Below are 22122 nucleotides of genomic sequence, written 5' to 3'. Positions count from 1 at the left end.
GGCTGGGTGGGCGCTGGGGGGGGGCGCCGGGTAGTCGCCGGGTAGTCGCTGCCTGGCGCCGCCCGCCTGCCGGCCTTATTGCCGTACGCGCACCGGGTCGACGTGCGTCATCACATTGAGTACGTCGTCGCGTTCCATCGCCCGTGCGCGCGCGGCCAGCGCGATCGCGTGGCCGGCCTCGACCGTGAGGTCGGCGCGAACCTCCAGATGCACGTCCACCAGAATCATGTCGCCCATCTTGCGGGTCTTGAGGTCGTGCACGCCCAGCACCCCGGGCGTGGTCAGCATGATCTGACGCAAGGCGGTGACGGTCTCGTCGTCGGCGGCGCGGTCCATCAGTTCGTCGAGCGCCTGCCAGCCGAAGCGCAGGCCCATGCGGGCCACCATCAACCCGACCACGATGGCCGCGACCGGGTCGAGCACGTGGTAGCCGAGCAGGTTGCCGCCGATCCCCAAGGCCACCACCAGCGACGACGCCGCATCGGAACGCGCATGCCAGGCGTTGGCCACCAGCATGCTCGAGCGCACGCGCTCGGCCACCCGCAACATGTAGCGGAACAGCAGTTCCTTGGCGGCCAGCGCGCCGAGCGCCACCCATAGCGCTACCAGCTTGACCGGCGGCACGCCGTCCGGATGCTCGATCTTGTTGATCGCGGACCAGAGCATGCCGACGCCGACCGCCAGCAGCAGCACGCCCAGCGCGAGCGAGGCTGCGGTCTCGAAGCGCTGGTGGCCATAGGGATGATCGGTATCGGCGTCCTTGCGGCTGTGATGACCCGCGATCAGCACCACGAAATCGGACACGAGGTCGGACAGCGAATGGGCGGCATCGGCAATCAGCGCCTGCGAACCGGCCACCACGCCAATCACGCCCTGCACGGCCGTCAGGCCAATATTGACTCCCACACTGACCAGCGTGCTGCGCCGCCCGGCGAGATGGCGCTGGTGGACGGTGTCATCGGCAACTATAGAAATGTCTTCCAGACGGCTATCGCGCATGACTTGAAGGTGGTCGGGTGTCGCGTGTGAGTCATACGGTAGCACCGTTTGACAGCGGGGAGCGGGAGCGGCGTGGGCCGACGGCCGCATCGGGAACCGGTGCGGTCTCGCTGCGGTGGGTACGCTGGGGATCGCACAGCGACTGAGGTCCAAGATCGGGGTATCGATGTGAAGGCAAATCCTGCCAGTCAGAGCAGATCGTTGCTGCATGCCTTGGCATCGCTGCCCGTCTGATCACTGCATCCGCGCCATGCGCCTACTGGTCGGCCAGCTCGTAGCCCGTGCTGCGGCCGCCGCCGGGCGATTTCTTCAACACGCCCAGGTCCAGCAGTTGCGTGATGTCGCGCAGCGCGGTGTCGGGCGAGCACTTGGCGATGGCGGCCCACTTGCTGCTGGTGAGCTTGCCCTCGAAGCCATCGAGCAGGTGGTTGAGTAGCTTCGCCTGCCGCTCGTTCAGCGACGTGCCCGCCCAGCGTTGCCAAAAACGCGCCTTGACCAGCACGGCGTCCAACGTGGACTGCGCGCTGGTGACGGCGCGCCCGAGCGTACCAAGGAACCACGACAACCAGGCGGTGGCGTCGAGCGTGCCCTTCTGGGTGCGCTCCAGCACGTCGTAGTAGTCCTTACGCTCGCGCTGGATCTGCGCCGACAGGCTGTAGAAGCGCTGCGGACTGCCGTCGGCGCGGGCCAGGAACAGATCGCCCACGGCGCGGGCGATGCGTCCGTTACCATCGTCGAAGGGGTGCAGCGTCACGAACCACAGATGCGCCAGCCCGGCCTTGATGAGCATGGGCTCGCCGGTTTCCTCGTTGGCCCATGCCAGGAACCGTGCCGTCTCGGCGGGCAGCACGTCGGCGGGCGGTGCCTGACAGTGAACCTGGCGCCGTCCCACCGGGCCGGAAATCACCTGCATCGGTCCGGCGGCATCGTCACGCCACTGGCCCACGGCGAGCCTGTTCATGCCCGAGTACCCGGTCGAGAACAAGGCTGCATGCCAGCCGAACAGGCGCTCGGCGGTCAGCGGTTCGGCGCTACGCGAAGTGGCATCTAGCACCATCTCCACGACACCTTCGACGCGCCGATCCACCGGCGCGACCGCGCCAATGTCCACGCCCAGACGCCGGGCGATGGACGAGCGCACGGATTCCACGTTCAGCACTTCGCCTTCGATTTCGCTGGTCTTGACCACGTCCTCGGTCAGCGCGGCAAGGCTGGCCTGATCGCGCAGCGCCATGCCCACGTCGGCCAGACGGCCCAGCAGCACGCCCTGGGCGCGGCTGACCTCGGTCAACGGCCCAGCGAGCGCCGACAGGTCGTAGCGCCATTTCGGCCAGTCGCCGGCTTGCCAGATGTAAAGCTTTTCTCCGCTATCCATGCGGAGATTAAACACCTTATTCTCCGCGTTATATGCGGCGAATGTGGCGGACAATCGCCGCATCATCCAGGGGCGCGATGTTCCTGATTTTCTCCTCAATGCGGTTCCACGCTGCGTCTGCACTCGCGCCGATCTCGGCCATGCGGTTCGCGCCGCGCAGTTTCTCGAATTCCAGCGCCTGTCTCGCATTGGCACCTCGTGGCAGCGCTCGCCCTCTGGTCGAGCCATTTCGGGTTTTCAGGCGCAAGACGGAAGGTCCCGCCGGGAGGCCCTAGCGGCGAAGAAGTTGGCGCAGGTCGAGAGAAGATAGGGTGGAATAGGGGCGAACTGGTTGCGGCGTGGCGGTCGAGCGACCGGCTGGTGGCACACGCAGAACGGCCGGGACCTCCGCGTGGTGTGCGGATTCCGCAAAGGAAAACGCCCAACCGGGAACGGTTGGGCGCTGAATAGTGGTGGACCGAAGGAGGATCGAACTCCCGACCTCTGCATTGCGAACGCAGCGCTCTCCCAGCTGAGCTATCGGCCCGTAGCCGCGAATTGTAGCCTAAAACCGTCGCGGCTTTCAATCGGGGGCGGTCAGGCCGTCATGCCGGTGTTGCCGTCCATGCCGACCACTTTTGGCACGTTGAGCGGACGGGCCGTGACTTCCTTGCTGGTGCGCAGCCATTGCGCCATGACGTCCCAGATCGGTGCGCCGCCGGCCTGGCGAGCCTCTTCCGAGACGGGGGCCCAGCCGGCGACCTTGTAGGCCTTGCCGGCATCGAGCGGGCGGCCGTTGAGGCGCATGTCCTGGATGCGGTGGCCGATGGTCTGGTTGGGGTCGATGGTGTACTGGAGCCCGCCCACGCGCACCATGTCGCCGCCCTGCTGGTAGTACGGGTCCGGGTTGAACAGGTTGTCCGCCACGTCCTCCAGCACGGTCTTGATGGTTTCGCCGGTCATGGCCGTGACCGTGGTGTACGGGTACGTGATGGCGGTCTGGTCCATCAGCGCCTCCATCGTCACCGCTTCGCCGGGAAGCAGCGTGGTGCCCCAGCGGAAGCCCGGCGAGAACGCGATTTCGGCGTCCTGCACGGCCATCAGGCCATCCAGGATCAACTGGTCGAAGGTGCCGTTGAAGTTACCGCGCCGATATAGCAGGCCGCGATTGACCGCGAGGACCTCGCCGAGCTGCTTTTCGTACGGCGCGCGCACGCGGGCGATCAGGCCGTTCATCTCGGCATCGGCCGGCAGGTAGTTGGCAAACACCGGCAGCAGCTTGTAGCGGAAGTCCGCCACCTTGCCGTTGCGCACATCGAAATCGAGCACGCCGAGAAACTTGCCGTTGGAGCCGGCGTTGGTCACCAGCGTGGTGCCGCCACCGTTGCGCACATGCACGGGCGCGGGAATGCCGTCGTGGGTATGTCCGCCGAGGATGGCGTCGAGCCCGCGCACCCGCGAGGCTAGCTTGAGGTCGACGTCCATGCCGTTGTGCGAGAGCAGCACCACCACCTGGGCACCCTTGCCACGCGCCGCGTCGATGACCTGCTGCAGGTTCTCTTCCTGGATGCCGAAAGTCCAGTCGGGCACCAGGTAGCGCGGATTGGCGATGGGCGTGTACGGGAAGGCCTGGCCGATGATGGCCACCGGCACGCCGTTCATCTCGCGCAGGGTGTACGCGTCGAAGACCGGATCGCCGAAGTCGCTGGTCTTGATGTTCTGCGCCAGAAAGGCCACGCGGCCCTTGAAGTCCTTGTCCACCACCTCGCGCACGCGTTCGGCGCCGAGCGTCATTTCCCAGTGCGCGGTCATGATGTCGACGCCCAGCAGCAAGGCCGCGTCGATCATGTCCTGCCCTTTGGTCCACAGCGCCGTGGCGGAGCCCTGCCAGGTATCGCCGCCATCGAGCAGCAATGCGCCCGGCCGGCTGGCTTTCATGTGGCGCACCAGCGTGGCGAGGTGAGCAAACCCGCCGACCTTGCCATAGCGGCGCGCGGCCTCCGTGAAGTCGAGACAGGTAAAGGCATGTGCGGCCGCGCTGCCGGGCGCGATCCCGTACTGGCGCAGGAACGCCTCGCCCACCAGGTGCGGCGGCTTGTTGGCCCATTCCGCGACACCGAGGTTGACGCTCGGCTCGCGGAAATGCACCGGCCGCAGTTGCGCATGGCAATCGGTGTAGTGCAACAGGTGGACGTTGCCGAAGCGCGGCACGTCGTACAGGGACTGCGCGGCGTTGGCGGCCTGGGCTTCGGCGGCGGGGAAGGTCATGCCGCCGGCACCCGCGACGGCCAGCACCTGGAGGAATTCGCGGCGATTCATGGTTTGGCGTAACGGGCGAGCGCGGCGACGTCGTCGTCGAGCATCTCGCCGACTTCCTTCTGGACCACGCGGCCGCGTGCGTCGAGGACGTAGAGTTCGGGCAGGCCCCTGCGCGGGCCAAAGGCGTCGCGCAAGGCGGGCGAGTCGATGGTGGCGGGGAAGGTATAGCCGTGCTGCTTCAGGTACGCCGTGGCCACCTGCGGGTCCTTGTCGATGCTGATGGTCAGCATCTGCAGCCCGGCTGCGTGGGTACGCTCATACAGGGCCTGCAGGCGCGGATTCTGCAATGCGCAGAACGGACACCACGAGGCCCACACCTCCACCACGACGGGCCGGCCGGCCCATTGCGAAGGCGGCACGGTGCGGCCATCGAGCAGCTTCAGCGCCGGCAGCCGGATCACGTCGCCCACCTCGGCCGCACCGGCGCCGGCGGCGGACAGCAGGCCGCACGTCAGTGCCAGCAGGCCAAGCAGGCGGCCGATGCGCATGGCTTACTGATTAACCGGCGAGGCCGGGTCCAGCAACAGCGCCATCACGTCGCGGATCTGCTGCTCGGTGAGGATGCCCTTATGGCCAAAGCGCGGCATGTTGGAGCATGCGGTGAAGGCGTTCGAGTCCCAGATCTTGCCCCACGTGTACTTCAGCACCGCTTCGGAATTGCCGCGCAGCTTGCCGTACTGGTACAGCGACGGGCCGATATTGCCGTACGAGATCTCGGCCTTGGTCAGCTGGTGGCACGCGTAGCAGTTGCCGCCGTTGACGCTGCCGACCTTGTCGGTGAACTGCATGCCACGGCCGTTCTGCGCAACCTTCTCGCCTTCCTTCCAGTCGCCGATCCAGTTGCTGTCGGCCGGGTACTTGATCTGCCTGAGCTCGCCGGCTTCCACCTTCCTGGCCACCGCGGCCGGCACCTTGGTGCGGTCCGGATAGCGGCTGCATGCCTTCTGCGCGGCGTCCTGGTTGAGCACGCCTTCCACCGTGGCCGGCCCCTTCGAGGTGAAGGAGTCCTCGATCATCTTGCGCAACTCGGCATCGGTGGCGCCGGTGCTGGCCGCCTTGGTGGCGGCTGGCCTGCCCTCGCGCGCGGGCTTGGCATCCTGCGCCAGCGCGTGGGTCGATACGCCGGCAACCGCGGCCGCCAGCATCCATGACTGGATTCGATTCATCGTCAGCTCTCCCGCTTCAGCGCTTCAGGTTCGGACCATCGTACGTGCCGCCGTTGGCATTCTTCGCCAGGAACAGGCTCAACGCGGTGATCACATCGGAGCCGTAGGCGGGCTCGGGAAAGCGCTGCTGGCGCAGGCAGTCGTACAGGCGATGCTGCATGGTGCGGACCTCGCCCTGCGAGACCCGATAGGCCGGCCACGTCGTGTATGCCGCCTGCGCGCCCGATGCGTGCAGCAGGTTCGGCAGGTCCTGCAGGCGAATGCGCTGGCCGTCCACCGCATGGCAGGTGGCGCAGGCAAAGTCGTAGGCGCCGCCACGGTAGAAGAACATCTTCTGGCCCAGCGCGTACACCTTCTTTTCCTCGGGATGCGTGAGCTGGACGTTCATCTTGACGCCGCGCGACTCGCCGGCCAGATACGCGGCCAGGCGCTCGATATCCGACGGTTTGCCCGACGACGAGAACGGATTGGCGGTGGCCTGCTCGGGCGTCAGGCCCTGCAGCGTCACGCGGCAATATGCCAGGCGCTGCTCGAGGTCCATCACCTTGCCGGTGTCCTTGAAGTAGCGCGGCAGTTCGGCATACGCGCCCTTGGTCACGCCGGGGCCCTTGCCGAGGTCGCACTGCTCCAGCGACGCGTTCTTGGGGCCCGCCGGCTTCTTCCACAGTTCCTCACCGGCGGCTTCCCACAGCTCTGCGGGATTGCCTTCGGCTAGCATCTGGCGATACTTGGCCAGTTCTTCGGCGGTACTGCCCTGTGCCTGCACGGGCAACGCGGCGACCGTGGCAGCCACGGCGGCAACGGTACCCGCCATGGCCAGCAGCGCAGCGCCTGGACGGCGTCGATTGTTCTGCATGGGATTTCTCCTGGCGATCTTGCCGTGCGCGGGGGCGTGGCCGATCGCTTTTTTTGTCTTTCGATGGTCCGGTCCGCGCGCGCCTGCCGGTGCGATGCCGGCGCGGGAACGGGTTCCGGGCCCCGGCTCAGGGCTTGATGTAGGCGAAGCCTTCGTCGAACTGCAGGCGCGCCACTTCCACCACGCCAGCCGGCACCACCTTGGCTTCCATCAACAGGCTCGACTCGGGAATACGCCGCGCCGTCAGCGTGTTGTGGCAGACGCGGAATTCCACGCCATCGCCTGCCAGCGCGCCCACCGGCGCATCGAAGGTGTTGCCGCGCGAATCCTTGGCGCCTTCCAGCAGGAAGTCCACGCCGTAGCCGAACGCCACCACCACGATCTTGGTGCCGGGCGCGCCGTTCAGGTGGTTGCGCAAATTGCCCATCGCGCGCACGGCCTGGTCGATGCCTTCCGACAGCTGGTACACCACCTTCACCTGGCTACCCTTGCCGCGCGCGGCCGGGGCCGACTGCGCCGCCGCCCGGGCCGACAACCCGATCGCGGCCAGTGCCGCGGTGGCCTTGAAGAATGCTCGCCGCATCTTGGCTCCTTGTCTTGCTGTATTGCCGCGCGCCGGGCGCTTACGCGATGGTCGCTTCGTCGGTGCGCTTGTCACCGCGGTTGTCGACCCAGGTCACGGTGACCTTGTCGCCCTTGGCGCCGCCCTTGAACTTGAAGTTCAGGAACGGATCCTTGGATACGGCCGGCCCGAACTGGGCGTGGAAGACCTCGCGCCCCTTGCATTGGGCGACCACGGTCTGGATATGCCAGGCCGGAATGGTCTTGCCGTTCGCGTCCTTGCGCTGGCCGGTTTCCATATCGTGCTTCATCAGAATCTTGACGTCGACGACGCCACCGTTCTCGGTGGCGCGGACGCGCATCGGATCTGCCATGGTGTTCTCTCCTGCTGGTCGTGGATGGGGGCAATGGTCGGGGCGTGGTGGCGTTCAGCCGCCGCAGCCGCCCAGCGTGACCTTGATTTCCTTCGATGCCACGTACCACTTGCCGCCGGCCTTGACCGCGGCGTACACGACCGAGGTCTGCCCCATCTTCACCCGCGTGGAGACGAACGGCTCGGTGCCGGCCGGAATGGTGAAGTCCGCGGCCAGCGTGTTGGGATTCTTTTCGACCAGAATCGCGATCTGCTCGGTATCGGGGATATTGCTCGTCACGGCCACCGGTACCACCGCGCCGTTCTCGGCGATGTCCGGGGCAGTGAAGGTGATTGCGGTACTTTTCTCGGTGCCGCTGCCGCCGAGCGCCTTGATCACGTCGGCCACGCTCTTGCCGTCAAAAGCGGTCTTGTTCCATTCGGCGGCCTGCGCCTCGCTGATCAGGCCGGTGGCCGCCATCAGCGACAGCACCGCGGTGACCCGGAGGACGTCTCGTCGTTTCTGGTTCATTTCGTCTCTTGTCTACTGCTGCTCTACTGCTGTTGCGGGCAGCGGGCCCGGGGCCCGCCGCCGTCTCTTCTCGTCAGGGCTGGTACGCTAGCGCGGCATTACTTGGCAGGTGCGCCGGCCAGAACCCACTCCACCACGGTCTTGATGTCCGCATCGCTGACACCGGCGTTGGCCGGCATCGGCACCGGACCCCATACGCCCGAACCACCGTTCTTGACCTTCGCGCTCAGCTTGGCCAGCGCGCCCTTGTCGCCCTTGTACTTGGCGGCAACGTCCTTGAATGCGGGGCCGACCAGTTTCTTGTCGACCTGGTGGCACCCCATGCATGCGTTCTTGTTGGCGATATCCTGCGCCTTGGCTGCATCGACCGCGGCGTGGGCCGACGCGGCACCCGCCAGCATCAGCGTTGCAATTACGAACTGCTTCATTGTTTTGGCTCCAAGCTCATAAAGCCGTGGGGACGGCAAAGAGCGCCGCATCCGGGCAATCCGGTCGCGGCACGCGCTGGCCACCGTCGGGGGCGATGCCCGATGTATCCCGGGCGTAAGCGGCCAGTCCGATATTTTGCCTGAAGAATCCGCCACTTTACGGACGGTCCCGTGATATCGATATGCCGCGCCGTCGGGGAGAGCCCGTGCGATCAGGGTTAACCCGCGCTCCGGGCAGGGCATCCGGCAGCTATCGCCGCGCGAACTTCCGTGAAATCGCCAGGCGCCCGCCAAATACGCTGAGCAGCAGGCCCGCCATCACGACCACCGCCCCGCCCCACTGCGCGGCGCTGAGATCCTCGCCGAGCAGCAGGTGCGACGAGATCAGCCCGACCGGCGGCACCAGCAGCGTCAGCGGTGCCACCTTGCTGGCCGGGTAGCGGGTCAGCAGGCGGCCCCACATGGTGTAGCCGAAGATGGTGGCCGCAAACGCGAGGTAGCACACCGCCAGCACGGCGAGCATGGAGATATGGGACAGGCTGTCGACGATGCGGGCCGGTCCCTCGAACGCCAGCGACAGCAGCGCAAACGGCACGATCGGCACCAGCGCCCCCCACACCACCAGGCCGAGCAGGTCCACCGGCCCGATCGTTTTGCTGACGATATTGCCGGTGGCCCAGCAGGCAGCGCCGCACAGCGTCAGCAGGAAGCCGGCCACCGTCATGCCGCCGGCACCACCGGCATGCGTCTGTACGCCGCTGCCGATCAGGACCAGGCCCGCGGCGGCCACCGCCATCCCCGCCACATGATGCCAGCGGACCGGCTCGCGCAGGAACAACGCGGCAAACGCCACCGTGAAGAACACCTGGGATTGCAGCACCAGGGACGCCAGCCCGGCCGGCATGCCGACGGCCATCGCATAGAACAGGAACGCGAACTGCCCCAGGCTGATGGTGGCGCCATAGGCCACCAGCCGGGACCACGGCACGCGCGGACGCGGCACCAGGAAGATGGCGGGGAGCGCCACCAGGCTGAAGCGCAGCGCGCCCAGCAGCATGGGCGGCACGCCGTTCAGTCCGACCTTGATGACGACGAAATTGACGCCCCACACGACGATGATGCCGAGGGCGAGTAGACGGTCTTTGGCTTGCATGGCAGGGACACGGATGGGTCCGCTAGCCTAGCATGTCCGCCCAGATGCTCTGCGCCCACGCCTGCGCGTAACGGCCCTCGAGCGCGCTCGGGGCTGTGGATAACCCGCCTGCGCCGGGTACGGTCAGCATGGTTTTCTGGGTCGGATCGTAGCGGTGCACGCTGGCGATATGCACCGCCTCGTCCGTCGAGGTGAAGCTGTAGCAGGTGTTGTTGTAGACCGGCACCGGGTTCGGCGCCTGGTCCGACAGCAGCGCCACGATCGCCGCCGCCGCCACCTTGGCGTGCTGGTTGGCCATATGGCCGGACTTGGGCATCAGCGGCGCGATCTGCACCGCATCGCCCAGCACGTGGATACGCGGTATCGCGAGCGACTCCATGGTCAGGAAATCGACCTCGCACCAGCGTCCATTGGCGGTGGCCAGGCCGCTGGCCACCGCGATGGCGCCGGCGCGCTGCGGCGGCAGCAGGTTGATCACGTCCGCGGTCTCGTCGTCCTGCACCTCGAACTTGAGCGTGCGCGTGGCCGGGTCCACGTCCACGGTCTCGTACTGCGGCCGGTATTCGATCATCCCCGGATAACGGGTCTGCCACGCTTGTCGGAACAGCGCACCCTTGGAGGTGATGTCCGGGTTGGCGTCGAGGATCAGCACCTTGCCGCGCGGCTTGTTGCGCTTGAGGTAGTCCGCCACCAGGCTGGCGCGCTCATAAGGGCCGGGCGGGCACCGATACGGCGCCAGCGGCACGGTGATGGCGAAGGTGCCGCCATCGCGCATGGCCGCGAGCTGGCGCGCCAGTGCCGTGGTCTGCGGCCCGGCCTTCCACGCGTGCAGGATCTGGTCGCCGCCGGGGCCGGCCAGGCCGGGAATCGCGCTGGTCTGCATTTCCACGCCCGGCGACAGCACCAGGCGGTCGTACGGCAGCGTGGAGCCGCCGGCGAGCCGGACCGTGCGACGGTCGGCGTCGATGGCGGTCGCCGTATCGCGCACGATGCGCACGCCGTGGCGGCTGGCCAGCATGTCATACGGCCGCGTGATATCCGCCATGCCGCGCCCCCCGGCGATGACGAGGTTCGACAGCGGGCACGAGACGAACGACGCGTCCGGCTCGACCAGCGTGACGTCGATCGCGTTGCCGCTCCAGACGCGCAGGTAGCGCGCCGCGGTGGCGCCGCCATAGCCGCCGCCGATGACCACCACGCGGGCCGGGGCGGCGGCCCGCGCCTGGCGCGCGGTCAGGCCGGCGACGCCAGCGAGCGTACCCAGCGCAGCGAGAGATGCGGCGCCGGACAGCGCGCCAAGAAACGTTCGTCGTTGCATGGCGCTATTTCTGTTCGGCGAACCACGCGGCCATGGCCACGATGTCGGTATCGCTGTAGCCGCGCGCGAGCTGCGGCATGACGGTGCCGCTGCGCCGCCCCGCCTTGAATGCCAGCATTCGTTCGGTCAGCTCGGCTTGCGGCCGCCCGGCCAGGCCTGGAATCGGGCTCCCGGCCGGCGCGCGGCCGTCGGGCCCATGGCACCCCGCGCAACTGGCCGCCTGCTGACGCGCCTGCAGCGTGCGCAGGGCCTGTGCGCCGACGGTGGTACGCGTATCCGGCTCCGCCGGCTGGCCGACGGCCAGCCATGGCACGAGGCACGCCCCGCCCGCCAGCCATACGCGGAGCCGCGCGGCGCGCCTGCCGATGATGGCGGTCATGGCGGGCATGGCGATCCCCGTGCGCATCATGGCGCTTGCCTCAGGGCAGATTGCGGCCCGGCGGCAGCGTGACCGGCGAACCCACCGGCGTGCTGACGGTGCCATTGGTGCCCGTGGCCCCGGGCGTACCCGGGGCCGGGGTACCGGCGGGCGCGTCGTTGGTGACGGGCGCGTTGGGCGCGCTGCCCGGCACCGATTGCACCGGCGCCGGCTGCCCCACCGGCGTGTCGCCCGGGTTGCCGTTCTGCGAGGTCGCGGCGGCGTCCAGACGGGCGCGCTCTTCCTCGCTCACGTAGTCGAACGCCTTGACCACTTTCACCACGCCGCTGGCGTTGCGTGCGACGTCGGTCGCAAGGTCGCCTTCCTTCTGGGTCACCACGCCGAGCAGGTACACCACGCCCTTGTCCGTCGTCACCTTGATCGAGTTGGAAGGCACGCCCTCCGCGGTGGCCAGCAGCGTCTTGACCTTGCTGGTCAGGTACGCATCGTTGCTGGCGGTCATGAAGCCCGGCGTCGAGGTGATCTGCAGGTCGTTGATCAGCTCGCGCGTGTTGGGCAGGCCGCGCACGTACTGGTCGATCTGCTGCTTGACCTGCTCGCTGCTCGCTTCGCCGGTCAGCAGCACCTTGCGGTTGTAGACCGTCACGCTGACGCTGGCCTGGCCGTCGCTGTAGCGCGTCTTGATGGTGTTCTCGATTTCGAGTTGCAGGCCACGGTCGATGGCCTGCGTACCGGTGGGCCGGCGATCGGTGGCAAGCAGCACGCCACCGGCCACGGCGCCGGCCAGCACCGGGAAGCAGCCAGCCAGTTGGGTGGCGGAGACCACCAGGGCAGCAACGGTGACGGCGGTGCGCGCCAGGCGCCGGGTGCGGCCGGCGGTGTGGCGTTGGACGGAAGCGGATGGTGGGAGAGGCACGTTCTTCATGCGGTCCTTGGCTCTGGGCAAAAGTCGGAAGCGTGTTGTGGATAACCGGTGGATAACGGCATCCTGCCGGTGGACAAAGCGTGGATAAAGAGCGGGCGGGCTGTGGAAGACGCTGTGGACAACCCGGGATAAGTCTGGTGGCAAGCCTGGTGGCGGGGGCGGCAGCCTGGCATCAGGCCTCGCCCAGCAGCGCTTCGTCGATGCCATCGCACAGGCAATGCAACGTCACGCGATGCACCTCCTGCACGCGCGCGGTACGGTCGCTCGGCGCGCACAGGTGGATATCGAATTCGTCGAGCATGGTGCCAATGCGGCCACCGCCCTTGCCGGTGAGCGCGATCACCAGCATTTCGCGCTGGCGTGCGGCGTGAATGGCCGCGATGACGTTCTCCGAATTTCCCGAGGTGGAAAGCGCCAGCAGCACGTCGCCGGGCTGGCCGATGGCCTCCACCTGCTTGGAAAACACGACGGTGAAATCGTAGTCGTTGCCGATCGCCGTGAGGATGGAGCTGTCCGTGGTCAGCGCGATGGCGGCCAGGCCCGGGCGTTCGCGCTCGAAGCGGCCGATCAGCTCGGCGGCAAAATGCTGCGCGTCCGCGGCGGACCCGCCATTGCCGCACACAAGAATCTTGTTGCCGCTGGTCAGTGCGGCGACGGTACGTTCCACGGCGGCGTCGATCTGCGGCGCCATCGTCGTGGCGGCCTGGCGCACAGTGTCGGCGCTGTCCAGGAAATGCTGCTGGATACTCTCGATGCTCATGGGGTGATTCTGCCCGCTATTCCTCTATGTCGATATGCCCGCCGGCCCTGGCGGCAGGAGCCGGCGATTTCCGCCGCATTATGACGCAGCCGCATCGAGATCGAAGGCGTTTTGCAGCCATTCGAGCCGTCCTGCCTCCATCGCCACCACGTCGAATCGGCATGGCGGCCATCGCTCCAGGGTGCCGAGGTAGTGCTCGGCGGCGGCCAGCAACCGTCGCTGCTTGACGAGGGTCACGCTCGCCGCGGCGCCGCCATGCGTGGCGCCGCGCCGCTTGCGCACTTCCACAAACACCAGCGTACCGTCGGACGCGCGCAGAATCAGGTCGATCTCGCCGGCTTTGCAGCGATAATTCCGAACCACCAGCGTCAGGCCCTGGCGTTCCAGCCAGGCCAGCGCGCGCGCCTCGGCCTGCGCGCCGGCCTGCGTCGTGGTGATTTTGAATGAACGATTCAAGGGAAGTTCTCAAGCATGGCTGACTGGAGCTCGCTGGCAGCAGGCCAGACCTACCCAACCGGGACCCTCTACGTGGTGGCCACACCGATCGGCAACGTCGCCGACCTGTCCCTGCGCGCGCTCCACGTGCTCGGCCTGGCCGATGCCATTGCGTGCGAGGACACGCGCAATACGGCTCAGTTGCTGAGCCGCGTGGGCCTGCAGCGTCCGCTCGTCGCCGTGCACGAGCATAACGAGCGTGAAGCCGCGGGCCGCATCGTCGAGCGGCTGGCGGCCGGCGAACGCATTGCCTATGTCTCGGACGCCGGTACGCCCGGCATTTCGGATCCGGGCGCGCGTCTGGTGGAAGCGGTGCGCGCGGCGGGCCTGGGCGTGGTGCCCTTGCCCGGCCCGAGCGCCGCGGTGACCGCGCTGTCGGTGGCCGGTGACATGCTGGAGCACGGCGAGGGGCGCTTTACCTTTGTCGGCTTCCTGCCCGGCAAGACCAAGGCGCGCGCCGAGGCGATCGCCGCCCTGGCGCCGCTCGATCATCCATGGGTTCTCTACGAGGCCCCGCATCGGATTGCCGATACGCTTGCCGCGCTCGCGGCGGCCGTGCCCGAGCGCCGCCTGATGATCGGCCGCGAGCTGACCAAGCTGTTCGAGGAAACGCCCGTGCTGAAGGCTGCCGACGCGCCGGCCTGGCTCGCGGGCGAGGCCACGCGTGGCAAGGGCGAATTCGTGCTGGTGGTGGAAGGCGCGCCGCGCGCCAGCGCAGGTGCCGATGACGCGCCCGACGCGCATGCCGTGCGCGTGCTCGACCTGCTGCTGGCGGAGCTGCCGGCAAAGCGCGCGGCCAAGCTGGCGAGCGCCATCACCGGCGCGGGCACGCAGGCGCTCTATCAGCGCGCACTGGCGCGGCGTGCGGGCGAGCCGTCGGCGCAGGAAGAGGATCAGGGCGGCGAGGAGTGACCGGGTCGGATTGGCGCGCACGCTGGAGGGACATCCGGAGGTTGGGAAGGCGCGGCGCGCGGTGGCATACCCGCCAGGTGGCGCCAGGTGGATTCACGCCAGGCGCCTCACACTGGGCAAGCGCGCCGGCACGTCAGTGACTCGGCTCAGCGCCTCAGCGCTTGTGCTTGACGACCGGCTTGGCCTTGGCTTTGGCTTTCCTGGCCTTGGGCGCCAGCGTACTGGCGGTTTCGGGCGGACTCAGATCGTCCGCGCCGGTGCCGTCACCGGCTTCGGTTGCACCCGCGTCGATCTCCGGCCCCAACGCCGCCACTTCGGTACGCGACAGGCGGCGGATTTCCACCTGCGTGGCGCCATGGTCGACGAAGTTCAGGCGCTTGGCGGCCGCATAGGACAGGTCGAGGATGCGGTTGCCGTGATAGGGCCCGCGATCGTTGATGCGGACCACCGCCACCTTGTTGTTGCGCAGGTTGCGCACCAGCACCCAGCTATCGAGCGGCAGCGACGGATGCGCGGCGGTCATCGCGCGCATGTCGAAGCGCTCTCCGTTGGCGGTCTTGCGGCCGTGGAAGCCCTTGCCGTACCACGACGCCATGCCGCGCTGCTCAAACGTGCCGAGATCCGGGCGCAGGCCGTCGAGCGAGGTCTGGCCGGCGCTGTCGCCATCCTGCTTGCCCCAGCCGAACAGGTCCCAGCTACCCCGCTCGTCGCCGTGCTCGGCGGTCTTCGCGGCGGACTTGTCGTTCCTGGCATCGGCCTTTGCCTGGCGGCCGGCGCGCGTGCCGGCGGCCGAGCCCGTGGTGGAAATGGCATTGCTGGTGCTCGTCGCGTCCGTTCCGTCGCCGCCCGGCGGCGTCGCGCACGCGGCCATCACCAGGGCGGACGCAATGACGGCGCACCGGCGGAGCAGACGATTGGCCCCCTCGAAAACGGCGGGGCGGAATACGGACAGATTGAGCATCGGCGCAGTCTAACACCGACCACCAGACGCTATGCCGTTGATTTTGTTACGAAATTTAAGAAATCGACTTGTCAGAAACTGTCAAAGGCCCGCAATCCTTGGCCAGGCAAGGGATTGCGGGGATTGCGGCAGCGCGCAAAACGGGTGATGTCTGACACACTTTTAAGATAACTCTCATTGCCTTCGAACGCGCGATGGCGGCAAGGCGCGGCGGCTCAAACCGGCACGCGGCTACAATGACCCACCTGCCGCGGCCACGCGAATTGCCTTCGGATCCATGAAAGTTCTTCTCATCCCCGTGACACCGTTCCAGCAGAATTGCTCGCTGCTGATCGACGAGACCACTGGCCGCGCCGCGGTGTGCGACCCCGGTGGCGACCTCGACCGCATCCATGCCGCCGTCAAGGAGCAAGGCGTGACGCTGGAGAAGATTTTTCTCACGCATGGTCACGTCGATCATTGCGCGGGCGCGGCGGCGCTGGCGCGCGAACTCGGCATTCCGATCGAGGGACCGCAGCAGGACGAGCGCTTCTGGATCGAGCAGTTGCCCGAGCAGACCCGCCGCTTCGGCTTCGGCCAGGCGGAGGCGTTCGAGCCCGACCGCTGGCTCGAGGACGGCGACACGGTGACCTTTGGCGGCGAGACGCTCGAGGTCTACCACTGCCCCGGCCATACACCCGGCCACGTAGTGTTCTTTTCCCGCGCCAACCGGCTGGCGATCGTCGGCGACGTCCTGTTTGCCGGGTCGATCGGCCGCACCGACTTTCCGCGCGGCAATCACGCCGACCTGATCCGTTCGATCCGCACGCGCCTGTGGCCGCTCGGCGATGATGTCACCTTCGTGCCAGGGCACGGTCCGGTCTCGACCTTCGGCGAGGAGCGGCGCTCCAACCCGTATGTGGGCGACCGCGTGGTCGGGGCGGACTGACCGATGGCGAAACGCCAGGCTCCCGATACCCGTCCCGAGATCTACGTCAGCACCGACGTCGAGGCGGACGGCCCGATCCCGGGACCGCATTCGATGCTGTCGTTCGCCTCGGCGGCGATGCGCGCGGACAAGACCGTGATCGACACGTTCTCGGCCAACCTGGAAACGCTGCCCGGCGCGGTCGGCCATCCCGTGCAGATGCAGTGGTGGCAAACCCAGCCCGAGGCCTGGGCCGCCTGCCGGCGCGACCTGCAGCGGCCGGAGGAGGCGATGGTCCGCTACGTGGAATGGGTCGAGCGCTTGCCGGGCAAGCCGGTATTCGTGGCATTTCCGGCCGGCTTCGATTTCACCTGGATGTTCTGGTACATGATGCGCTTTGCCGGCCGGTCGCCGTTCGGCTGGGCCGCGCTCGATATCAAGACGCTGGGCTTTGCGCTGACCGGGCTGCCGTTTCGCAAGACCGTCAAGCCAGCGCTGCCGGACCACTGGAAGGACCCGCTGCCTCATACGCACGTTGCAATCGACGATGCGCTGGAACAGGGGGCGCTTTTCTGCAACATGCTGGCCGCCCTGCGCGAGCGCGAGGCCATGCTGGCGCAGGTGACAGAAGCAGCCTCCAGCAACACTTCCGACGAAAGCGATCCCCCACCTCCGGCATCTGCACCCTAGTGGCAACACAGGCGGGCCGAGCCGGTACGGTGGGTACGGGGCACATTTTGCGCCGGTTTGCCTATAGTAGAGGTGTGCCGATGGCAACCCGGGCCGCTATGCCCGAGGAGGTGTAGATCATGCGCTTTCATCCTGAACACCACATCAAGGATTGGACCGGCAGGCTGCATTGGCCACACTGGACGCATTGGCCGCACGGACGCTCCGACGAACGCATTTCCACCGAACGCATTTCCAACATTTCCGGCTCGCATTCCGCCAACGAGGACGCGGAAATCGCCAAGGCCACCCTCTACGTGAGCACGGTCACGCTGGTCGTGCTGCTGGTCGTGCTGGCAGGGATCTCTTTCGGTCAGGAGGCCATGCACTGGCTGGGTGTTCCTTAAGACGACTCGCCTGAAGCGATCCCCCTCGTCTGACCGGCCGGCCCCCACATTGCGTTGGGGGCCGGTTTGCTTCCGGTGGCGGCAACTGGTCGCGCCGCTCAGGCGAGCAGCGTGTTGACGTTCTCCGGCGGACGCCCGATGACGGCTCGGCGATCGCGCACGACCACCGGCCGCTGCAGCAGGATCGGGTTGTCCGCCACTGCCGCCAGCAATTCGGCATCGGTCAGTCCCGGGTCGGCAAGGTCGAGCTCCTGGTAGGCAGCCTCGTTGTCGCGCAGCATCGCGCGCACCGGTACGCCGAGCATCGTATGGAGCTGGCGCAGCGTCGCGAGCGTCGGCGGCGTCTTGAGGTACTCCACGATTTCCACCGATTCGCCCAGGCGCTGGGCACCGGCTTCCACCAGCGCGAGGGTCTCGCGCGACTTGGAACAGCGTGGGTTGTGGTAAATCGTGATCATTGCGGGCCTCTTTCGGGAAGTTTCACCCCGCACTATATAGAAGCGTCTGCGCGGCGGGGCATGGTCGGCGTTCGGATCGGCATCCAGATCGGCATCCGGCGGGCCGCTCAAGGGGCGATATGGAGCCCCACCGCGATGCGGTTCCAGGCATTGATCGAAGCGATCGCCGCCGTCAGGTGCACGAATTCGCCTCCCTCGAAGTGAGCCCGTACCTGCGCCTGCGCTGCCGCGTAGCCGACGTGGTCGCCAAGGCCGGTCAACGCCTCGGCCCACGCCAGCGCGGCCTGCTCGCGTTCGCTGAACACGCCGGCATCGCGCCAGCCCGCCAGCAGGTCGATCTTGCGGGCGTCCACGCCGATGCGGCGCGCCACATCGAGGTGAAACTGCAGGCAGAACGCGCAGCCGTTGAGCTGCGATACGCGCAGCTTGAGCAGTTCGCTCAGGGCCTTGTCGACGCCGGCGGCGTCGATCGCCTTGCCGACGGCGGCCAGGCCGGCATAGACCTCCGGTGCGGCGCGGGTGAAATCCTGGAACGTGATGGGTGCGGTCTTCATATGGGTCAATGGGTTCGGGTATATTGTCAGAGCACTGATAATGATATAAGAGCTCTGACAATATGCAAAAGACCATGGCGGGTTCAGGGGCACCGTTGCCTGCCGCCGGCGAAGGCAAGCGAGGCGAGGCCGGGTACCTGGCCTACCTGCTGCGGCAGGCCAACGCGGCCAATCGGCTGCGGCTGGAGCGCGCGCTCGGCACGGTCGGCGTGACGCAGCCGCAGTTCGTGGTGCTGACCATGCTGGGCGCCTATCCCGGGCTGTCCAATGCCGACGTGGCGCGCCTGTCGCTGCTGACGCCGCAGACCGTCAGCGTCATCATGGCCAACCTCGACAAGATGGGAGCGATCGTGCGCCAGCCGCATCCGGAGCACGGACGCATCCAGACCATCGCATTGACGGAACACGGCCGGCGCCTGCTGGCCGACTGCCGCGAGCACGCCCAGGCGCTCGAGGCGCATCTGCGCGCCGGCCTGAACGAGGAGGAGGAAAAGATCGTGCGGCGCTGGCTGACGGGGCTGGCCAAGGAGGCATGAGCCGCGCCGGCGCGCGTGCGGCAATCAGGGCACGCTGCCATAAAAAAAGCGCGACCGAAGTCGCGCGGGCAGGGGTACTACGGAATGGTACGGCGGGCCTGACCATGTGCGGGCGCGCCGTGATGTTGCGGCTTGCTGCCGCGGCGCGTCAGTAGGTCAGTTAGCCCGCAGGTCAGCGCATCAGGTCAGCGCATCAGGTCCGCCAGGGCCAGCGCCACCACCTTGGTGGCACGGTTCAGGTCGTCGAGCCGCAGATTCTCGTCCGAGTTGTGTCCGCGGGCCTCCATCAGCGTGCGCGGCCCGGCGCCGTAGAGCACGGTCGGAATGCCGTGGCTCGTGTAGTGGCGCGCGTCGGTATAGAGCGGCACGCCGTGGACCGGGATGTCCACGCCGAAGACCGCTTCCGCGCGCGACTTGAGGGCGCCGATCAGCTTGTCCACACCGGGCAGTTCCGACAGCGGCTCGGCCAGGATGATGCGCTCGACCTTGACCTCGATACCCGGCCGGTCCTGCGCGGCCCGCTCCACCACCGCGCGCAGCTCGCCTTCCGCGTCGAAGCCGATTTCCTCGGGGATCATGCGGCGGTCCACGCGGAAGGTAACGAGGTCGGGCACCACGTTGGTATTGATGCCGCCCTTGATCAGGCCCACGTTCAGCGTGGCGTGGTCGATGCCGGGGACCTTGCTCTTGCGCGTGGCCAGTTCGGCGCGCAGGCCATAGATCGCCTGCAGGATGTGAGTGGCGGCCTCGATCGCGTCGACGCCGGTGTGCGGCATGGCGGCATGACCCTGCTTGCCCTTCACGGTGACTTCCACATGCAGGCAGCCGTTGTGGGCCGAGGTGATGCCGTACGAAAAGCCGGCCGAGATCGCATAGTCCGGCCTGGTCAGGTTTTCGTCGAGCAGGAACCTGGGCCCGATGTCGCCGCCGGTTTCCTCGTCATAGGTGAATTGCAGTTCGACCGTGCCGTTGAGCTGGGCGCCCTGCTTCTCGGCGGCCATCAGCGCCAGGGTGGCGTAGGTATAGGTGGCGAAGTCCGACTTGGACACCGCCACGCCGCGACCATACATCACCGGGCCGTGCTCGCTGTCGGCAATCTCGCCGCCGTACGGGTCGCGCGTCCAGCCGAGGCCCGGCGGTACCACATCCCCGTGCGCGTTCATCGCGATGGTCGGGCCACCGCTGCCAAAGCGCTTGCGCACCACGAGGTTGGTGGCGCTGATCATCCCCGCGGCCTTGACCTTGTCGTCCGGCACCTTGTACGCCTCGACCGTGAAGCCGAGCTGCTCGAGCAACTGGCGCGCGCGCTTGCCATGGGCATCGCAGTCGCCGGGGGGATTGTCCGACGGTACCTTCACCAGTTCGGCCAGAAAGGCCTCCTGCTGCGGGCGATGCTCATCGACAAACTGCGTGAGCGTGGATTCGATGGGGTTCATGTTGTCGCGTGCGGTCATGATATGGCTCGTATGGGGAGAACAGGATCACTGCGGAGTCATGGCGCGGGCCGGAAGTGCTCGACGAACGTGGTAAATACGTCCGCCGCCACCTGGGCGTCTTCGGCGGTCATGGTTTCGGTGGGGTGATGGCTGATGCCGCCGTTGCCGCAGCGCACGAACAGCATGGCCACGTCGGTCAAGGCGGCAATGGCCATCGCATCGTGCCCGGCGCCCGACGGCAGGTGCCGCACCGGCACGCCCGCGCGCTCGATCGCGGCGGCCCATTGCGCCTGCAGCCACGGCGCGCAGGGCACGCTCGCGGCTTCATGCGTCTTGCGTATCTGCGCGCGCACCTGGCGGCGGGCGCAAACCCGTTCGATCTCCGCCAGCACGTCGGCCACGGCCGCTGCGCGCTCGGCATCGGCACCGGCGCGGATATCGATCGAGAATACCGCGCGGCCAGGCACCACGTTGGTGGCCCCGTTGGGTACGTTGAACTGGCCGACCGTGCCCACCAGTCCCGGCTTCCCGCCGCAGCGGCGTTCGATGTACAGGCCGATCTCGGCGCCCGCCATGGCGGCGTCGCGGCGCATGTCCATCGGCACCGTGCCGGCGTGGCCGGCCAGGCCTTCCAGCTCCACCAGGAAGCGCGACGCGCCGGAAATCGCGGTGACCACGCCGACCGGCAGTCCTTCGTTGAGCAGCACGGGACCCTGTTCGATATGCACCTCGATAAAGCCGAGCACCTTGGCGCGCTCGTGTGCGGCCGTGGGCAGGCGCGTGGCGTCGAAGCCGGCGGCGGCCATCACGTCGCGCATGGTGCGGCCTTCGTCGTCGAGGTTGTCGAGCACACGCGTATCGAATGTCCCGGCAATGGCTCGGCTGCCGAGCAGCGTGGCCTTGAAGCGCACGCCTTCCTCCTCGGCAAAGCCGACCACCTCGATGGCGAACGGAAAGCGGCGCCCGACGCGATGCCATTCGGCGATACACGCGATGGGAAGAATGACGCCGAGGTTGCCGTCGTAGCGGCCGGCGTCGCGTACCGTGTCGAAGTGCGAGCCGGTCAGCAGCGCCGGCGCCTCGGGCGTGGTGCCCTCGTAGCGGCCGATCACGTTGCCGGCGGCGTCGCGCCGCACGGTCATGCCGGCGGCCGCCATCCACGCGCTCAGTTGCGCGGCGGCGCCGTGATGCGCGTCGGTCAGGTAGGTACGGGTGAGCATGCCGGGCTGCTCGGTGTGGACGGCGAGGGCGTCGGCCCAGTCCATGATGCGTGCACCCAGGCGCGGGCCGGCGTCGGGCGTTGGATGTGCTGCCATGCGTAGTCTCCTGCTCGATGGATCAAGGCTGCCGGCCTGGCGGGGTTGGGGGAGCGCCGGCTTCACCGACGTTCCCGCCTCCCCTTCCCCTGCGCTGCGCACAGGCAGCACGGCCCCGAGCCTTATTCTCTGCGATTCATGGTAGCACAGTGAATTCAAAAATTGCATACAAAATTTATATGCACTATATTGGCCTGCACGCACGAACAATCGGCTGCGGACAATCCGGTCCGGACAGCCGGTTGCGTGGACTCCGCCTCAACAGGGGGGCCGTCCACGCGAGGCCCCGGACCAGCGTGCGGCCGGCCGGCATCGACCATTGACATGCCGGCGTTCCTGAACCAGACAGGGCCGGCAGCGATCGGCCCG

At 67.5% G+C, this 22122-nt stretch carries 26 protein-coding genes, 1 tRNA gene and 1 pseudogene; 5 read left to right on the top strand and 23 right to left on the bottom strand.

All coding sequences use genetic code 11. The annotated features are described in order from the left end of the window. Positions 1-75 precede the first annotated feature (75 nt). The 18 genes and pseudogenes from DFLDMN_RS13425 to DFLDMN_RS13340 form a co-directional block, all read right to left on the bottom strand. Positions 76-999 (bottom strand): cation diffusion facilitator family transporter, encoded by a 924-nt coding sequence (locus tag DFLDMN_RS13425; RefSeq protein WP_423195437.1) that lies wholly within the window; start codon positions 997-999, stop codon positions 76-78. Between the two features lie 256 nt (positions 1000-1255). After that, positions 1256-2374, bottom strand: a complete 1119-nt coding sequence (locus DFLDMN_RS13420) for a Fic family protein (protein ID WP_423198407.1) — start codon at positions 2372-2374, stop codon at positions 1256-1258. A gap of 103 nt (positions 2375-2477) precedes the next feature. Next, a pseudogene (locus tag DFLDMN_RS13415) lies at positions 2478-2682 on the bottom strand (hypothetical protein); the annotation flags it as partial. Between the two features lie 142 nt (positions 2683-2824). Beyond that, positions 2825-2900, bottom strand: a tRNA-Ala gene (locus DFLDMN_RS13410). A 50-nt stretch (positions 2901-2950) separates the two neighbouring features. Next, entirely contained in the window at positions 2951-4672 is a 1722-nt protein-coding gene (gene soxB / locus DFLDMN_RS13405) for a thiosulfohydrolase SoxB (RefSeq protein ID WP_423195436.1), read from the bottom strand. Continuing rightward, the gene (locus tag DFLDMN_RS13400; protein ID WP_423195435.1) at positions 4669-5160 is read right to left on the bottom strand and encodes a TlpA disulfide reductase family protein; all 492 of its coding nucleotides are present in this window, start codon (positions 5158-5160) and stop codon (positions 4669-4671) included. The genes soxB and DFLDMN_RS13400 overlap by 4 nt, the downstream gene beginning before the upstream one ends. Positions 5161-5163: 3 nt before the next feature. Next, the gene (gene soxX, locus DFLDMN_RS13395; RefSeq protein WP_423195434.1) at positions 5164-5838 is read right to left on the bottom strand and encodes a sulfur oxidation c-type cytochrome SoxX; all 675 of its coding nucleotides are present in this window, start codon (positions 5836-5838) and stop codon (positions 5164-5166) included. 16 nt (positions 5839-5854) lie between these two features. Beyond that, complete coding sequence (gene soxA, locus DFLDMN_RS13390) at positions 5855-6694, bottom strand: sulfur oxidation c-type cytochrome SoxA (RefSeq protein ID WP_423195433.1); 840 nt, start codon at positions 6692-6694, stop codon at positions 5855-5857. 127 nt (positions 6695-6821) lie between these two features. Next, entirely contained in the window at positions 6822-7277 is a 456-nt protein-coding gene (locus DFLDMN_RS13385) for a DsrE family protein (protein WP_423195432.1), read from the bottom strand. A gap of 40 nt (positions 7278-7317) precedes the next feature. Then, the gene (gene soxZ / locus DFLDMN_RS13380) at positions 7318-7629 is read right to left on the bottom strand and encodes a thiosulfate oxidation carrier complex protein SoxZ (protein ID WP_423195431.1); all 312 of its coding nucleotides are present in this window, start codon (positions 7627-7629) and stop codon (positions 7318-7320) included. Between the two features lie 54 nt (positions 7630-7683). Beyond that, the gene (gene soxY, locus DFLDMN_RS13375) at positions 7684-8139 is read right to left on the bottom strand and encodes a thiosulfate oxidation carrier protein SoxY (protein ID WP_423195430.1); all 456 of its coding nucleotides are present in this window, start codon (positions 8137-8139) and stop codon (positions 7684-7686) included. 98 nt (positions 8140-8237) lie between these two features. After that, positions 8238-8567 (bottom strand): c-type cytochrome, encoded by a 330-nt coding sequence (locus tag DFLDMN_RS13370; RefSeq protein ID WP_423195429.1) that lies wholly within the window; start codon positions 8565-8567, stop codon positions 8238-8240. 250 nt (positions 8568-8817) lie between these two features. Then, a complete protein-coding gene (locus DFLDMN_RS13365; protein WP_423195428.1) occupies positions 8818-9720 on the bottom strand; it encodes an EamA family transporter in 903 nt (300 codons plus the stop codon). A 22-nt stretch (positions 9721-9742) separates the two neighbouring features. Then, on the bottom strand, positions 9743-11038 hold the full coding sequence (locus DFLDMN_RS13360; RefSeq protein ID WP_423195427.1) for an FCSD flavin-binding domain-containing protein: 1296 nt from the start codon (positions 11036-11038) through the stop codon (positions 9743-9745). Between the two features lie 4 nt (positions 11039-11042). Beyond that, positions 11043-11447, bottom strand: a complete 405-nt coding sequence (locus DFLDMN_RS13355; RefSeq protein WP_423195426.1) for a c-type cytochrome — start codon at positions 11445-11447, stop codon at positions 11043-11045. Positions 11448-11457: 10 nt separating this feature from the next. Beyond that, on the bottom strand, positions 11458-12342 hold the full coding sequence (locus tag DFLDMN_RS13350; protein WP_423195425.1) for a BON domain-containing protein: 885 nt from the start codon (positions 12340-12342) through the stop codon (positions 11458-11460). A 172-nt stretch (positions 12343-12514) separates the two neighbouring features. Next, on the bottom strand, positions 12515-13102 hold the full coding sequence (locus tag DFLDMN_RS13345) for a phosphoheptose isomerase (protein ID WP_423195424.1): 588 nt from the start codon (positions 13100-13102) through the stop codon (positions 12515-12517). A 78-nt stretch (positions 13103-13180) separates the two neighbouring features. After that, positions 13181-13558 carry a YraN family protein gene (locus DFLDMN_RS13340; protein ID WP_423195423.1) on the bottom strand — a complete coding sequence of 126 codons (378 nt, stop codon included), beginning with the start codon at positions 13556-13558 and terminating at the stop codon, positions 13181-13183. 15 nt (positions 13559-13573) lie between these two features. On the opposite strand from DFLDMN_RS13340, the gene rsmI reads away from it, so the two are divergent. Further along, positions 13574-14509 carry a 16S rRNA (cytidine(1402)-2'-O)-methyltransferase gene (gene rsmI / locus DFLDMN_RS13335; RefSeq protein ID WP_423195422.1) on the top strand — a complete coding sequence of 312 codons (936 nt, stop codon included), beginning with the start codon at positions 13574-13576 and terminating at the stop codon, positions 14507-14509. Between the two features lie 154 nt (positions 14510-14663). Here rsmI and DFLDMN_RS13330 read toward each other — a convergent pair whose 3' ends face one another. After that, on the bottom strand, positions 14664-15470 hold the full coding sequence (locus DFLDMN_RS13330; RefSeq protein WP_423195421.1) for a septal ring lytic transglycosylase RlpA family protein: 807 nt from the start codon (positions 15468-15470) through the stop codon (positions 14664-14666). A gap of 277 nt (positions 15471-15747) precedes the next feature. On the opposite strand from DFLDMN_RS13330, the gene DFLDMN_RS13325 reads away from it, so the two are divergent. From DFLDMN_RS13325 to DFLDMN_RS13315, 3 genes are all read left to right on the top strand, one after another. After that, a complete protein-coding gene (locus DFLDMN_RS13325) occupies positions 15748-16398 on the top strand; it encodes an MBL fold metallo-hydrolase (RefSeq protein WP_423195420.1) in 651 nt (216 codons plus the stop codon). Between the two features lie 3 nt (positions 16399-16401). Further along, positions 16402-17067, top strand: coding sequence for an exonuclease (locus DFLDMN_RS13320; RefSeq protein ID WP_423195419.1), 666 nt, complete (start codon positions 16402-16404; stop codon positions 17065-17067). Positions 17068-17186: 119 nt separating this feature from the next. After that, positions 17187-17453 (top strand): hypothetical protein, encoded by a 267-nt coding sequence (locus DFLDMN_RS13315; RefSeq protein ID WP_423195418.1) that lies wholly within the window; start codon positions 17187-17189, stop codon positions 17451-17453. A gap of 98 nt (positions 17454-17551) precedes the next feature. On the opposite strand, the gene arsC is transcribed toward DFLDMN_RS13315, so the two are convergent. Both arsC and DFLDMN_RS13305 read right to left on the bottom strand, forming a co-directional pair. After that, entirely contained in the window at positions 17552-17911 is a 360-nt protein-coding gene (gene arsC / locus DFLDMN_RS13310) for an arsenate reductase family protein (protein ID WP_423195417.1), read from the bottom strand. 107 nt (positions 17912-18018) lie between these two features. Then, a complete protein-coding gene (locus DFLDMN_RS13305) occupies positions 18019-18465 on the bottom strand; it encodes a carboxymuconolactone decarboxylase family protein (RefSeq protein ID WP_423195416.1) in 447 nt (148 codons plus the stop codon). 62 nt (positions 18466-18527) lie between these two features. Between DFLDMN_RS13305 and DFLDMN_RS13300 the strand changes: the two genes are divergently transcribed. Continuing rightward, the gene (locus DFLDMN_RS13300) at positions 18528-19001 is read left to right on the top strand and encodes a MarR family winged helix-turn-helix transcriptional regulator (RefSeq protein WP_423195415.1); all 474 of its coding nucleotides are present in this window, start codon (positions 18528-18530) and stop codon (positions 18999-19001) included. A 185-nt stretch (positions 19002-19186) separates the two neighbouring features. On the opposite strand, the gene DFLDMN_RS13295 is transcribed toward DFLDMN_RS13300, so the two are convergent. Together DFLDMN_RS13295 and DFLDMN_RS13290 are read right to left on the bottom strand one after the other, a co-directional pair. Continuing rightward, the gene (locus tag DFLDMN_RS13295; RefSeq protein ID WP_423198406.1) at positions 19187-20437 is read right to left on the bottom strand and encodes a M20/M25/M40 family metallo-hydrolase; all 1251 of its coding nucleotides are present in this window, start codon (positions 20435-20437) and stop codon (positions 19187-19189) included. Between the two features lie 56 nt (positions 20438-20493). Next, positions 20494-21753 carry an allantoate amidohydrolase gene (locus DFLDMN_RS13290; RefSeq protein ID WP_423195414.1) on the bottom strand — a complete coding sequence of 420 codons (1260 nt, stop codon included), beginning with the start codon at positions 21751-21753 and terminating at the stop codon, positions 20494-20496. Positions 21754-22122 lie beyond the last annotated feature (369 nt).

Origin of the sequence: Cupriavidus sp. H19C3, from assembly GCF_049393815.1 — a bacterium.
Lineage (GTDB): Bacteria > Pseudomonadota > Gammaproteobacteria > Burkholderiales > Burkholderiaceae > Cupriavidus.
This window is presented reverse-complemented; position numbering and strand designations above follow the sequence as displayed.